This is a genomic window from Collinsella sp. AM28-11LB, assembly GCF_003469895.1.
In the GTDB taxonomy this organism is placed as follows: Bacteria; Actinomycetota; Coriobacteriia; order Coriobacteriales; family Coriobacteriaceae; genus Collinsella.
This window is the reverse complement of record NZ_QSKJ01000007.1, coordinates 50,424-63,646: the sequence shown is the minus strand read 5'-3', so window position 1 is coordinate 63,646 and position 13,223 is coordinate 50,424. Positions and strand designations below refer to the sequence as shown.

The window sequence follows — 13,223 nt, the reverse complement described above, 5'->3', positions numbered from 1 at the left end:
ACTGTTCCTTTGTCACATTCGGTTATAGGTAGCGACCGGTGATGCTCTTGGGGCAGGCCGCGATGTCGTCCGGCGTGCCGGCGCAGACGATTTGCCCGCCGGCGTCGCCACCGCCCGGGCCCATGTCGATCACGTAGTCGGCGTTACGGATAAGGTCGAGATCGTGTTCGATCACGATAACCGTGGCGCCCTTGGCAACGAGGCCGTCAAACACGTTCAACAGCACCTGAACATCGAGCGGATGCAGGCCGATCGTGGGCTCGTCAAATACGAATACGGCATCATCCTGCACGCGGCCCATCTCGCTCGCGAGCTTAAGGCGCTGCGCCTCGCCGCCCGAAAGCGCCGGTGTGGGCTCGCCAAGTGTCAGGTATCCCAGCCCCAGATCGTGAAGCGTCTGCAGGCGTGCCTGAACTTTCTTGAGTCCGACGGTCGCGTCGAGGGCCTCATCCACGCTCATATCCATAAGTTGCGGCAACGTAAGCAGGCTGCCGTCCTTTCCCTCGCGATGGACATGTGATGCTGCGTCTGCATAACGCGAGCCACGGCATGCAGGGCAGACGATCTCGACATCGGGCAAAAACTGCACGTCAAGCGATATCGATCCCGTGCCATCGCACGTAGGGCAACGCAAAGCGCCGGTGTTGTAGCTAAAGGCACCCGCCTTATACCCCGCCGCCTTGGCCTCGGGCGTGCGGGCGAAGGCACGGCGCAGCTCATCGTGGATGTCGGCATAGGTCGCCACCGTCGAGCGCACGTTGGCGCCGATGGGCGTGGCGTCAATCAGGTTGGCGCGCGCGATACCCTCGGCATCGACCCAACGCACGCGTCTGGGCAGGCGCTCGCCGGCCGCCTGCGCCTTGAGTGCCGGGATGAGCGTCTCGAGCACCAGCGTCGTCTTGCCCGAACCCGAAACGCCCGTCACCGCGACAAGGCGGCCGCGCGGGATATCGACTTCGAGTGGTTTGACGGTATGGATGGCACCGGTCGCTATGCGGATATGGCCTTGGTCGAACATTTCGTCGTCAGCCACCTGCGGGCGCAGACGCTTGGGCTCTGCGCGCAAAAACGGGGCGATGCGGCTGTCCTGCGATTGTTCGACCTCACCCACCGTACCGGCGGCGATTACATGACCGCCGCCTGCTCCAGCAACGGGGCCCATCTCGACCAGATAGTCGGCTTCCGCCAGTACGCGCGTGTCGTGGTCGACAACAACCACGGTGTTGCCGTCGTCCACCAGATCGCGCATCACGTCCACCAAGCCGTCGACATTGGCAGGATGCAAGCCGATCGAAGGCTCGTCCAGCACATACAGCACGCCCGTCGATCGGTTGCGCACCACGCGGGCAAGCTGCACGCGCTGGCGCTCACCCGTAGACAGCGTGGCACCGGCGCGGTCGAGCGAAAGGTAATCGAGGCCCAGATCGATCAGGCGGCGAGCCGTACTCAAAAACGAATCGCAGATGTCCGTCGCCATGGGCCGCATCTCGGTCGGCAAGGATGCGGGCACCCCACGCACCCACTCAATCGCCTCGCCCAGCGTCATGGCCGCCGCCTGCGCCAGATTGATACCGCGCACCTGAGACTGGCGCGCGGCCTCGGAAAGACGCGTGCCTCCGCAGTCGCGGCACGGCCCCTCGTGCAAAAAGCGTGCAACGCGCTTGAGCCCCTTGTCGTCCTTAACCTTGGCGAGCGCATTCTCAACGGTATAGACGGCGTTGTAATAGGTAAAGTCGAGCGGCGTGGCACCCTCACCGTTTTTGGGAACGTAGAGAATGTGCTTTTTAACCGCCGGACCATGGAACACGATGTCGCGTTCGGCGGGCGTGAGCTGGCTAAACGGCACGTCGGTACGCACGCCCATCTCGCCGGCTACCTGCTTCATCAGATCCCACATGAGTGTGCCCCAAGGAAGCACCGCGCCCTCGTTGATAGTCTTTGACTCGTCGGGCACCAGGCTCGCCTCGTCCACCTCGCGCATGACGCCGGTACCGCCGCAGGTAGGACACGCGCCGCCGCTGTTAAAGGCAAGGTCCTCGGCACTCGGCGCGTAGAATTCACGGCCGCATGCGGGGCACGTGAGCGACAGGCCCGCGGCGACGTTAAGGCTCGGCTCCACGCGCGCCCCGCAGTGCGGGCAAACGTGATGGGCACAGCGGCTAAAGAGCAGACGCAGGCTGTTGTTGAGCTCGGTCATGGTGCCAAAGGTCGAGCGCACGCCCGGCACGCTGGGGCGCTGATGCAATGCGAGCGCCGCCGGCACGTGCAGCACCTCGTCCACCTGGGCGTGCTCGGCTTGCGTCAGGCGACGTCGAGTATAGGTGCTGAGCGCCTCCAAGTAGCGACGCGAGCCCTCGGCATAAAGAACCCCCAGCGCCAGCGAGCTCTTGCCCGAACCCGATACGCCGGCAATACCCACCAGCTTTCCCAGCGGAATATCGATATCGATGTCCTTAAGGTTATGGACACGTGCGCCACGTACCTCGATAGCACTTGGTTGTTGCGACACCGTCATCGCTCCCCTTCCTGTTAGCCGAACGTGGCAAAGGGACTGTCCCTTTGTCACGTTACTCGCACTGTGCTCGCCCGCGCCAGTCTTCGCAGGTCAAATAGGTAAAGTACTCGGTACGCACATCGCCCATAAGCTCGCAGGGCACGTCGCGCTCAACGTGATGTGGCACGAACCCACATTTTTGTTGGACGCGTAACGACTTGTTATTGCCCTCATAGTATCCGCACCAAAGCGCCTTGCAGCCAAGCGTTTCAAACGCATAGCGTTGCATAGCTCGCACTGCTTCCGGAGCAAAGCCTCGACCCCAAAACGGCTTGGCGATCCAATACCCCACCTCGAGCTCAAGTCCAACGCTTTGGCCGTTCGATTCGCAGCGCGGCGGCATGAGTCCAATGCTGCCCACGGGCTCGTCTGTCTCGGGCAGGCAAATGGCAAAGGTATGGGGCGCCGTAAAGACCGTCTGAATGATCTCTCTGCTTTCCTCAATGCTTCGATGGGGTGGCCAGCCCGCAGCCGGCCCCACGTCCGGGTCGCTCGCGTATGCAAACAGGCTCGCCGCATCCGTCTCGCGCCACGGACGAAGCACCAAGCGCTCAGTATGAATCACCACGTTTCAACCTCTCAATTATCGATGTGACAAAGGGACTGTCCCTTTGTCACATGTAGCCGAAAAATTCCGCGTCGGCGGGGCGATAGGGACGGAAGGTGGCGGGATCGACCTTTACGTGCGCCGCGGCGGGCACGTCGTACCATTTGACCGTGTAACCGGCGCCGTGAGAGCAAAAGACCGAGTCGGGCGTGTTGGGCAGATCGGCCTCGGGCTCATAGGCGGCCGTCTCGATTACGCGCTCGGCATCATGGCAAGCCGAATAGCCGGCGAACTCCAGGTACAGATGACCGCGACCGCTCGTGTAGGCAGCCACCTCCAGCGCATAATCCTGCACTTCGGATGCCGGCACGCGACCCACAAGCTTCGCCCGGTCGCCTGTTATCGTCGGCGGCTCGTACTCGGCACCCATGCGCGTAGCGTCTGACAACGCCCTGCCCACGCACTCCCCCGGCACCTCGAGCTCAAAGTGGTACCACGGCTCCAACAGCACCGCCGCGCCGGCCTCACGCGCCTGCATCAAACCCTGGCGAATCGCGCGGTACGTGGCCTGGCGAAAATCGCCGCCCTCGGTATGTTTGGCATGCGCACGGCCGCCCGTGAGCGCAATGCGCACATCGGTGATGGGCGAGCCGGTCAGCACGCCCAGGTGATCGCGCTCCATGGCGTTGGTGAGTGCCAAACGCTGCCAGTTAAGATCGAGCTCGTCGGTCGAGGTCACGGTCCCAAACTGCACGCCCGAACCCGCTGGCAACGGCTCCAGGCGCAGATGCACCTCGGCATAGTGGCGCAGTGGCTCAAAGTGGCCCACGCCCTCGACCGGCTGCGAAATAGTCTCCTTATAGAGAATGCCGCCAGGCTCAAACTCGACCGCAAGGCCAAAGCGATCGGCCAACACCCGCTGCACGACTTCAAGCTGCACGGCGCCCATCAACTGCAAGTGAATCTGCTCAAGATGCGTGTTCCAGCTTACGCCGAGCATGGGGTCTTCGTCCGCCAGCTCGATCAGCGCTTTAAACACCGCATGGACATCATGTTCGCCCGGTAGCACCGTATAGGTGAGGACCGGCGCAATGACGGGTGCATCGCACCCGGGCTCCGCACCCAAGGCATCCCCCGGGCGAACGTGCGCAAGACCCGTCACGGCACAAATACCGCCAGCAGCAACTTCCTGGGCGAGCTCGTACTTCTCTCCGTTATAGATGCGCACCTGATCGACTTTCTGCCCCCATACCTCGGCACCGGAGCGCCCCTCGATCATCTGTTTTGCACGTAGCGCGCCGCCGGTCACTTTAACCCAAGCCAAGCGCTCGCCACGAACGCCTCGGCTGACACGATAGACACGCGCGGCGAACTCCGGGGCCCACGCCTGTTCACGCATCAGTGTACACATGCCATCCAGCAGCTCGCCCACGCCTTGGTCCTTGAGCGCCGAGCCGGCAAAGCAGGGAAAGAGCCTGCGCTCGGCAACCATGCGCGACAGCGTTGCAACGGAAAGCTCACCCGTCTCAAGAAACTCCTCGAGCGCCGCCTCGTCCAACGCGGCAGCGTCCTCCCAAGCGGCACCGCCCGCCAGCAGTTCGCTGGCATCCAGGCAGCCCTCGGAAAGACGCTGCCCAAGTTGCGCCAGCAAAACATCGCGGCCGGGATTCTCTAAATCAATTTTGTTGATAAAGACGAACGTCGGGATGTCATAGCGCGCAAGCAGGCGCCACAGGGTTTCGGTGTGTCCCTGCACGCCGTCGTTGGCGCCCACAACCAAAATCGCGTAGTCGAGCGCGCGCAATGTGCGCTCTGCCTCGGCAGAAAAATCGACATGCCCCGGTGCATCCACGAGCATGACGTGGGCATCTCCGTGGTCGAGCACGGCCTGCGACGAGAAAATCGTGATGCCGCGCTCGCGTTCGATAGCGTTGGTATCCAGGTGCGAGTCGCCGTCGTCCACACGGCCGCGCTTGCGAATGCGACCTGCGTTGAACAGCATGGCCTCGGCCAGCGTAGTCTTGCCGGCATCGACATGCGCCAAGATTCCAACGACCGCTTGCTTCGACATGGCTCTCCTCTTATTGCAAGCCCATCGCACGTGGCAACGGGCACCCTCGTTCCACACTGGATGATACAATTTACGGGCCGGCGGGCGAAGCGGGCCCTATCCCCCGACCGAGCTCATCGCCCCGCGTTGCCGCGCGGCGATTTTCGCAGGTTCGCGCCTTGCGAAAGCCGGCTTGCAAAACAGCGCATCGAACGAAAATGGCCCCGCCCGGGGCCATTTTCATGTACATGGATTGTTGATACGCGTCCTCGCTCTTATGCCTCGCGCAGCCAGTCGAACGCAACACGCGGCGTGCCGTCCGACACATACACGACTCCGGCGCGCTCGAACCCCGCCTTCATGCTCGCACCCTGCATGGGCAGGTTGTCCGCGTGCGTATCGATACGCAGATGGTCGGCACGCTCCTTGGCAAAGGCAAACATCGCGGCCGCGATACCGTGCACGGTGCCGTCGGACGCCACGCGGTGCAGCACGGCGTACGGAGTGTCGCTACGCCACTGACCGTCCTCGATGACGTCATAGCACTCGTCCGGGCCCGGCAAAAAGGCAAACGTCGCCACCACGCGACCGTCGACTTCGCACACATAGCTGCCGCCGGCGGCGATATCGGCAGTCAGCTGCTCGGCCGAAGGCGTGCCCTCGGGCCACTGCGTGGCGTTGCCATGCGCGCGCATAAAGGCGCGGGCGACGTCATAGATGGCCATGACGGCAGGAATGTCGGTATCGAGGGTTTTTCTGATCATCACGCGGCGACCTCACGTTTATTGGTATCACTTTGATTGAGCAATGATACCAGCGTTTGGAAAGGACACGAAGCAGATGGGGAGCAAAAAGCGAGCCGCCTGGTCAAAGGCCAAAAGCGAGTTTTTGGGCGCTGCTACGGGCGGCGATATGAGCGACCTGTTTGCGCGCGAGGATGAGCGCCGCGACGCCCTGGACGCCGAGCGAGATGAGGCCTGGCGCTACAAGTCGTGCGAGCGAAAAAACCGTTACGACACGCGCGCCGAGGCCGAGGCAGTTATGGCTGACTGCGAAAACCGCGGACGCCGCGGGCTGGCCTGCTACAAATGCGAGTACTGCGGCGGCTGGCATCTGACGTCGCATCCATGGAAATAGACGCCGCATCGGCACGGCACTGACGGAGCGCCAACCATCGCACGCAAGCTACGGGCGCGGCGGCACCAAAACATCGTAGCGAACGGCCTTGCCCGCAAGCTGATAGCTCGGCTTAACACCGGCAAGCAGCGGCCCCTTCACTGGCCGCTTGATAACAACCTTGCGCGGGCACGACGCAAGAGCAGCCTCGACCAGCGTCTCCTCATCGGCACACGGCTGCTCCAAATGGTGCAAGAGCTGGAACTTCTTTTTAACCGCCGCGCTCTTGGTGCGCTCGGGAAACATGGGGTCCAAATACACCACATCGGGAGCCGCGAGCTCACCGCGCTCGACCAGCTCAGCCGTATGGCGAAGGCCGGCAATGCTGTCCTCGCCCGCATGCAAGCGCATGCGTGCCACGGCAGCCGCAAGCGCCGGATCATCCGCCGCGCGGTCCAAGGCATCCTTGAGCAATGCCGCAATCACGCAATCCTGTTCATACAGATCGACGGTAAAGCCCGTGGCGGCCAGCAGCAGCGAATCCTCGCCAAAGCCTGCCGTGGCGTCAATCGCCCATGGCTGCTCGATGCCTTTTGTGCGCGCAGCCTTCACCAGCAGCTCTTGCTGCAGACGGCCCTGCTTGAGCCGTGGAAGCATGCGGGCAAAATCGGCACGCAGCTCCATCGCGCCGTCGGTGAGCGTGAGGCCCTCGGGCTTCCCGGTCAGCTCAAGCCCCGCGGCCCGAGCAACAGAAAAGGGATCGACGACGCCCATGGGCACTCCTTTACAAGCAAAATGAATACGTGAGCGCCGCCCCTGTCGGCACTCAACCGTCCGCTATTGTCCCACATGCGACATGGCCCACAGCATCCCAATGCAAAGCACCGCCATCAATCCCGTGCATACGGCAGCGATCACAGAATCACTCATGCGCCTTCCCAACGACCGCGGCTCGCGCACTTGCCCTGTTCCGTACATCATGGCTCCTCCTTAGACCAACTCCTTGTCACGACCTCATCATCGCAGCGCCACACATGTGCTGCCATCGATTTGGCTTACGTCCAGCTTTCCTTTTTGAAAGATTGCTCTGCACAGGCGAGAAGCGCTTTCTAGCACACACGCCGTCACGTTGAACTACAATGTGCTTCACGATATGTGCAGCTTATGGGACGCGCCAGACTGGCAGCGCCCGAATCGAAAGGACTACCTATGAGCGCCGCGCGCAAGACACTCAAAATCCTTGCCCTCATCTATTTTGTTTTGGGCATCGCCAGCCTCGTCATCGGAATCGCCGGCATCGCGACCGGCAAATTTGAATCCATCTACGGATCGAACGCCATACTCGCTGCTGTCGTTGTGATTATCAAGGGCGTTGTCGATCTTGCCGCAGGTGTTGCGGGCATCAAGGGTGCCAACAAGCCTTCGCAGGTGGATGGCGCGTTTAAGCTCGGTATCGTTGCCGCGGTCGCTACGCTCGTCCAGGCTGTGCTTACCCTTCCCGCGCTCGGCGGCAGCGCCGTCAATATCGGCGCCTTTGTCATCGTGGTCTACGACCTGTTCTTTATTCAGCAGGCGCGCGCCGTTAATGCCGAAAACAAGGACCGTCTGTAAGCGCTCGCTTCTCATAACCTCTGCAGCCAAGCAACTAAAAAGGGCCGATCGCGCAGCAACGCGGTCGGCCCTTTACGTTTGCCTAGATAAAACCCGCCAAAATAAACCTGTCCCTTTTTTGTAGGTTAGCTGTGGCGGTACTCGGCGATGATGAAGTCGATGTCGGTCTGAAGGGTATCGAGGTTTGCCAGGCGTGCTTTGTCGGCGGGGCGCGTGCGGTAGTAGTACGGCGTCATCTGGAACACCGCCTCGATGTCGGCCTGGGTCTGGAGCGTAATGTTCGCAGACACCCGCTGCGTTCCGACCAACTCGAGTTCGGTAGTCTTCGGCAGCTTCTCGTCATTGAGGTATGGCCTGTCGTAGAGCACCTCCTTGAGCCCAAACAGGTGATGGGCACCCGGCACCACGGTGTAGAGCGAGCCCTCGGGCACCAGCACGCGAGCAAACTCGCGCTCGTTAAAGGGAGCAAAGAGCTCGGTCACCATATCGAAGGCGCCATCGGCCACGGGGATATCCTTCATGTTGGCCACAAAATAGGTCGCATCGCCGCGCTTGGCGGCCAGGCGCACCATCTCTTTGCCCAGGTCGAAACCGTAAACATCCACGCCCGGCACCGCACCCATGGCACTGGTGTAGTAGCCCTCGCCGCAGCAAATATCGAGCAGCGTCATGGGGCCATTCGCAGACGTTGCACGTCCAGACACCTGCTTGCGCACCAGCTCGACCATCGCATCGCGCAACGGCGCGTAGTAACCGCGGTTAAGAAAGTCGCGACGACTGCGCGCCTGCGACTTGGGATCGCCCATGGAGTCGCCGCTCTTGGACGAGCGCAGCAAATATAGATAGCCCTCGCGCGCACGGTCAAACCGGTGTCCGCCCGCGCATGCAGCACCGCGCTCGTCGTCCACCAACGGCTCATGGCAAACGGGACACAACAACATGGCAACTCCTTAGCGCGAACAACACAACGCCCACCATTGTCGCACGCCTCCCCCGCCTCGTCATTGGGGACGTTCTTGTTCGACTAGTCATTTAAGAACGTCCCCAATGACTAGTCTGAAGGAGTGTCCCCAACTGCCGGCAGAAAAGGAACGTCCCTAAGTGCCGACTAGTCGATTAGGAGTATCATCGTCTGCGCAAATAAGCACGAATGAGCATGTTAGAGATTGAGAGCGTATGGCAGACACCGCATCTAAGCACATTGACATGACCACCGGCTCGCTGTGGCGCAATATTCCCCTGTTCGCCTTCCCCGTGGCCGCCACGAGCATCTTGGAACAGCTATCGAACCTCATCGCCACGGTCATCATCGGCAACTTCTCGGGCGACCAGGGAACCCTTGCCATGGCAGCGGTCGGCTCCAATGTTCCGCTTACCAGTCTTATGCTCAACCTGTTTATCGGCATGTCGCTTGGCTCAAATGTGGTCATCGCCAACGCTATCGGCCGCAACGATCAGAACATGGTCAAACGTGCCGTCCATACCTCGGTTTTAATGGCGCTCGTGGGCTTTGTCGTCATCGCGCTGGGCGAGATCTTTGCCGAGCCCATGCTCGCCGCGCTCAACGTTCCTGCCGAAACCATGCCGCTCGCTTCGCTCTACCTGCGCGTCTTTTTGCTCAGCATGCCCTCGATCTTGCTCTACAACTTTGAGGCCGCGATCTTCCGCTCCGTCGGCATCACCCGTATGCCGCTGCAGGCGCTTGCCGTGTCCACCGTCCTCAACATTGGCCTGGACCTCATCTTTGTCCCCGTACTCCACTGGGGCGTCGCGGGCGTCGCCATCGCCACCGCCATCGCCTACACCGTCAGCGCCGCTACGCTCTTTATCCGCCTGCTCAAGACCGACTCCGTCGTCCGCGTCACCCCGCGCGACTTAGGCTTAGACCCCGTCGCCCTCAAGCGCATCGTTAAGATCGGCTTGCCCGCCGGTATTCAGAGCGCCGTCTTTGCCGTTGCCAACATCATCATCCAGTCCGCCATCAACAGCTTGGGCACCGAGGTCATGGCGGCATCCAGCGCCGCCATGAGCCTGGAGTATGTGTGCTACAACCTGCTCAACAGCTTTAGCCAGGCTTGCACCACCTTTGTGGGACAAAACCACGGCGCACGCCAGATTGACCGCTGCACCAAGACGCTCAAGGTCTGCCTGGTCGAAGGCGGCATCGTTGCGCTCACCACGATTATCGTCATCGTCGGTCTGGGGCGCGAGATCCTGGCACTGTTCAACAGTGACCCCAACATCGTCTCGATCGGTTATATCCGCGTGTGCTCGATCTTCCCGGCGTACGCCTTTAGCATGTTCTACGAGAACATGTCCGGTTATCTGCGCGGCTTTGGCATCTCGCTCATGCCCGCCCTCATCACCATGATCTGCGTCTGCGGTATCCGCTTCTATTGGGTGTTCTGCGTGTTCCCGCACTTCCGCACCTTTGCGAACATCATGATGGTCTACCCCATCAGCCTGGGCACCACGGCGTTCTTTATGGTCGTGGCGGTACTACTTTGCCACCCGGCACGCACCTATCGCGCCACCCAAGCCAAAGCGACAGCCCGCTAAACACCGCACTCAACGCCACACCGGTCATTAATTGACAATATGCGAGCTCATATAGTCGATAAAGCGCCTCGTGGCGATGGGCATGGTGTCCCAGCTGCGCCAGGCGGCCACCACGTCACGCGAGGGGGCATGTACGATGGGCCGCACATGAATATCGGCTTGCATGCCCTCGACCGTACGACGGTAGAGCATGCTCACGCCCAGGCCCTCCTCCACCATCGCCATGATGGTGTAGTCGTCGGTCACCTCACTCGTCACGTGCGGCGACAGCCCATGCGCCGCGAATGCATCGAGTACCAGGCTCTGTTCGCCCTCATCTAGCAGCACAAACGGCTCGGATGCCAGGTCGGCGAGTGTCACCTTTTCCTTTGCCGTCAGCGGATGCGCGGCCGGCAGCAGTGCCACCAACTCGTCGTGATAGACCACGCGCTTCTCGAGCCCAGCGGTAAATCCGCGCGCCGTAAAGCAAAAGTCAACTACGCCATCGTGCACCCACTGGGCGTTGCGCGTGTAATCGCCCTGCTTGAGGGTAAAGTGCACGCCCGGGTGCAGGGCCCCAAAGTCGCGGATCACACGCGGCAGCACGGTACGACTCACGTTGGTAAACGTCGCAATGCGAATGTCGGTCGACGAAAGCCCCAACAACTCCTGACGCTTACCCTCAAGCTCGGCCTCGGCCGTTACGATCTGGCGCAGATACGGCAGATACTGTTTGCCGTCGCGCGTAAGCGAGACGCCCTGCTTGCCGCGCTCGATAATCGTGGTGCCCAGCTCGCGCTCGAGCGCCTTGACTGCCTGGCTCACCGCGCTTTGCGTATAGCCCAGCTCGTCAGCCGCACCCTTAAGACTGCCGCAATCGACCACCATACATACAATCTGATACCGCGATGCCATCGTGCCTCCACATCGATGTAGCCGTAAAACGTTTTGCTAGCGTTTTTCCTGTCAACATTAGCATTTCTTAATCATACTGAAGATACATTCGCTTTACTACATCCTCATCTGGGAGCAGAATCCTTTTTACGAAACCGTTTTGTAACAAAAGGAGTCCCATGGATCGCAAAAAAGCAATCGCGCTCTCATTTTCCGTTCCCGTCGCATGGGGCTTTTCGTACCCCCTCATGAAGATCGGCATGGATAGCATGAACGCCACGAGTATCGTTGCGCTGCGCTGCATCATCGCCTTTGCAGCTTGTCTGCTGCTCTTCCACAAGCACGCGCTGCGCATCAATCGCGACGTGATGATTCGTTCCGCCATTATCGGCGCCATCATGGCAACCGAGCTTACCTGCATGTGCTTGGGTTCCAGTCTCACCTCCGCCTCCACCGCCGGCTTTTTGCAGAGCCTGACGGTCGTGATCGTGCCGTTTGCCAACGCGGCTCTGCTGCGTCGCGCCCCCGAGCGCAAGGTGCTCATCGGCACTGCCATCGTCACCTGCGGCATGCTTTTGCTCTCGGGCGCCGACTTTACCAGCCTGAACCCCGGCGCGATGGTCATGCTGCTCTCGGCCTTTATCTATGCCGGCCACATTATCGTAGCCAAGCGCTTTGTCGAAGAAGTCGATCCGCTGGCTCTGGGCGTTTGGCAGCTGGGCTTCGGTGGCTTGTTCTCGGGCATCGCCGCATGCACCTTTGGCGGCTTTACGCTTCCCAGCACGCCGAACGAGATCGTCGTTGTCGTTGCGCTCGCACTCATCTGCTCTGCCTACGGCTTTATCACCCAGACGCTCGTGCAGCCCCACGTACCCGCCGAGACCACCGGCTTCGCCTTCTCGCTCGAGCCGGTCTGCTCCGCCGTCTTCTCGTTCTTCCTGGTCGGCGAGGTCCTGAGCCCCATCGCCTTCTTTGGCGCAGCGCTCATCCTCACCGGCGTCATGGTGGCAACCGTCGAGCTTCCGCACCTTCGCGCACATGGGCATACTCGTATGGCAGGAGCGCCCGAGCACGTCTCGTAGACCCCACTCCTCATGCAGCCGCGGCATAAAGGTCTCTGGACGCCTTTACAATAGGTGCCAACATAGCATCTGCCATAAAGGAGTTCCATGGACGCTGTAACTCGCGACCGCAACATAGCAACTTGGTTGGGCGATGCGCCGCAGCCGGTCCGTGACACTACGAACCAGCTGCTCGAGCGCATCGCCCTTTTGCGTGCCGAGCAGACCATCTACCCGGCGCAAGACGACATCCTCAATGCCCTCGCCTACACGCCGGCCGACCAGGTCAAGGTTGTCATATTGGGTCAAGACCCTTATCACGGACCTAACCAGGCAATGGGGTTGTCGTTCTCGGTCCCCGCGACGCAAACCAAGTTGCCGCCGAGCCTGCGCAACATCTATAAGGAACTCAAAGCCGATCTGGGTTGCCCCATTCCCGCCACGGGAGACCTAACCCCATGGGCACAGCAGGGCGTCCTGCTCCTCAACACCACGCTCACCGTGCGCGAGCATGCCGCGAACTCGCACGCCAAGCTGGGCTGGAGTACCCTGACCGACTACATTATCGAACGCTGCTGCCAGCTGCCCCAGCCGGTAGTCTTTTTGGCATGGGGCCGCTTTGCCCAGCAGATGGTCGAAGGCAAGCTCGCCACGACCGGCGCGGGCAAGGCAACCGACAAGTTCTGCCTGGCCTCTACGCACCCCTCGCCGCTTTCGGCCAACCGTGCCACGGCAGAACTCCCCGCTTTTATGGGGTCGCGTCCCTTCTCCGCTGCCAATCGGTTACTCGAACAGCACGGCTCGACCCCCGTTAACTGGACTAGCCTCGGCTAAAAATCGATACATCAAAAA

At 61.1% G+C, this 13,223-nt stretch carries 12 protein-coding genes; 5 read left to right on the top strand and 7 right to left on the bottom strand.

Annotated elements, in window-relative coordinates; genetic code table 11:
- Window positions 1–22: 22 nt before the first annotated feature.
- The 4 genes from DW732_RS06240 to DW732_RS06225 all read right to left on the bottom strand — a co-directional run bounded on the left by DW732_RS06240 (window position 23) and on the right by DW732_RS06225 (window position 5,915).
- Window positions 23–2,515 carry an excinuclease ABC subunit UvrA gene (locus DW732_RS06240; protein WP_118099074.1) on the bottom strand — a complete coding sequence of 831 codons (2,493 nt, stop codon included), beginning with the start codon at window positions 2,513–2,515 and terminating at the stop codon, window positions 23–25.
- Window positions 2,516–2,567: 52 nt separating this feature from the next.
- Window positions 2,568–3,122 (bottom strand): GNAT family N-acetyltransferase, encoded by a 555-nt coding sequence (locus DW732_RS06235; RefSeq protein WP_117743304.1) that lies wholly within the window; start codon window positions 3,120–3,122, stop codon window positions 2,568–2,570.
- A gap of 46 nt (window positions 3,123–3,168) precedes the next feature.
- On the bottom strand, window positions 3,169–5,172 hold the full coding sequence (locus tag DW732_RS06230; RefSeq protein WP_117798950.1) for a translation factor GTPase family protein: 2,004 nt from the start codon (window positions 5,170–5,172) through the stop codon (window positions 3,169–3,171).
- 254 nt (window positions 5,173–5,426) lie between these two features.
- A complete protein-coding gene (locus DW732_RS06225; RefSeq protein WP_117734562.1) occupies window positions 5,427–5,915 on the bottom strand; it encodes an N-acetyltransferase in 489 nt (162 codons plus the stop codon).
- A gap of 76 nt (window positions 5,916–5,991) precedes the next feature.
- On the opposite strand from DW732_RS06225, the gene DW732_RS06220 reads away from it, so the two are divergent.
- Window positions 5,992–6,288, top strand: coding sequence for a hypothetical protein (locus tag DW732_RS06220; protein ID WP_055310006.1), 297 nt, complete (start codon window positions 5,992–5,994; stop codon window positions 6,286–6,288).
- A 48-nt stretch (window positions 6,289–6,336) separates the two neighbouring features.
- On the opposite strand, the gene DW732_RS06215 is transcribed toward DW732_RS06220, so the two are convergent.
- Window positions 6,337–7,041 carry a class I SAM-dependent methyltransferase gene (locus DW732_RS06215; protein WP_117734563.1) on the bottom strand — a complete coding sequence of 235 codons (705 nt, stop codon included), beginning with the start codon at window positions 7,039–7,041 and terminating at the stop codon, window positions 6,337–6,339.
- 435 nt (window positions 7,042–7,476) lie between these two features.
- Between DW732_RS06215 and DW732_RS06210 the strand changes: the two genes are divergently transcribed.
- Window positions 7,477–7,878 (top strand): hypothetical protein, encoded by a 402-nt coding sequence (locus DW732_RS06210; protein ID WP_118099073.1) that lies wholly within the window; start codon window positions 7,477–7,479, stop codon window positions 7,876–7,878.
- A 125-nt stretch (window positions 7,879–8,003) separates the two neighbouring features.
- On the opposite strand, the gene DW732_RS06205 is transcribed toward DW732_RS06210, so the two are convergent.
- On the bottom strand, window positions 8,004–8,819 hold the full coding sequence (locus DW732_RS06205; protein WP_118099072.1) for a putative RNA methyltransferase: 816 nt from the start codon (window positions 8,817–8,819) through the stop codon (window positions 8,004–8,006).
- Between the two features lie 235 nt (window positions 8,820–9,054).
- Between DW732_RS06205 and DW732_RS06200 the strand changes: the two genes are divergently transcribed.
- Window positions 9,055–10,437, top strand: coding sequence for an MATE family efflux transporter (locus DW732_RS06200; RefSeq protein WP_118099071.1), 1,383 nt, complete (start codon window positions 9,055–9,057; stop codon window positions 10,435–10,437).
- 27 nt (window positions 10,438–10,464) lie between these two features.
- Here the strand turns inward: DW732_RS06200 and DW732_RS06195 are convergent, their stop codons facing one another.
- Window positions 10,465–11,331 carry a LysR family transcriptional regulator gene (locus DW732_RS06195; RefSeq protein WP_118099070.1) on the bottom strand — a complete coding sequence of 289 codons (867 nt, stop codon included), beginning with the start codon at window positions 11,329–11,331 and terminating at the stop codon, window positions 10,465–10,467.
- A gap of 158 nt (window positions 11,332–11,489) precedes the next feature.
- Between DW732_RS06195 and DW732_RS06190 the strand changes: the two genes are divergently transcribed.
- Window positions 11,490–12,392 (top strand): DMT family transporter, encoded by a 903-nt coding sequence (locus tag DW732_RS06190; RefSeq protein ID WP_118099069.1) that lies wholly within the window; start codon window positions 11,490–11,492, stop codon window positions 12,390–12,392.
- An 87-nt stretch (window positions 12,393–12,479) separates the two neighbouring features.
- Window positions 12,480–13,205: a uracil-DNA glycosylase gene (locus tag DW732_RS06185; RefSeq protein WP_118099068.1), complete on the top strand. Its 726-nt coding sequence runs from the start codon at window positions 12,480–12,482 to the stop codon at window positions 13,203–13,205.
- Window positions 13,206–13,223 lie beyond the last annotated feature (18 nt).

What these genes read in the sequence shown, in the direction of transcription:
- DW732_RS06230 (WP_117798950.1), bottom strand. Translation starts at nt 5,172, where the DNA reads ATGTCGAAGCAAGCGGTCGTTGGAATCTTGGCGCATGTCGATGCCGGC.
- DW732_RS06220 (WP_055310006.1), top strand. Translation starts at nt 5,992, where the DNA reads ATGGGGAGCAAAAAGCGAGCCGCCTGGTCAAAGGCCAAAAGCGAGTTT.
- DW732_RS06190 (WP_118099069.1), top strand. Translation starts at nt 11,490, where the DNA reads ATGGATCGCAAAAAAGCAATCGCGCTCTCATTTTCCGTTCCCGTCGCA.
- DW732_RS06185 (WP_118099068.1), top strand. Translation starts at nt 12,480, where the DNA reads ATGGACGCTGTAACTCGCGACCGCAACATAGCAACTTGGTTGGGCGAT.
- DW732_RS06205 (WP_118099072.1), bottom strand. Translation starts at nt 8,819, where the DNA reads ATGTTGTTGTGTCCCGTTTGCCATGAGCCGTTGGTGGACGACGAGCGC.
- DW732_RS06210 (WP_118099073.1), top strand. Translation starts at nt 7,477, where the DNA reads ATGAGCGCCGCGCGCAAGACACTCAAAATCCTTGCCCTCATCTATTTT.
- DW732_RS06240 (WP_118099074.1), bottom strand. Translation starts at nt 2,515, where the DNA reads ATGACGGTGTCGCAACAACCAAGTGCTATCGAGGTACGTGGCGCACGT.
- DW732_RS06200 (WP_118099071.1), top strand. Translation starts at nt 9,055, where the DNA reads ATGGCAGACACCGCATCTAAGCACATTGACATGACCACCGGCTCGCTG.
- DW732_RS06225 (WP_117734562.1), bottom strand. Translation starts at nt 5,915, where the DNA reads ATGATCAGAAAAACCCTCGATACCGACATTCCTGCCGTCATGGCCATC.
- DW732_RS06215 (WP_117734563.1), bottom strand. Translation starts at nt 7,041, where the DNA reads ATGGGCGTCGTCGATCCCTTTTCTGTTGCTCGGGCCGCGGGGCTTGAG.
- DW732_RS06195 (WP_118099070.1), bottom strand. Translation starts at nt 11,331, where the DNA reads ATGGCATCGCGGTATCAGATTGTATGTATGGTGGTCGATTGCGGCAGT.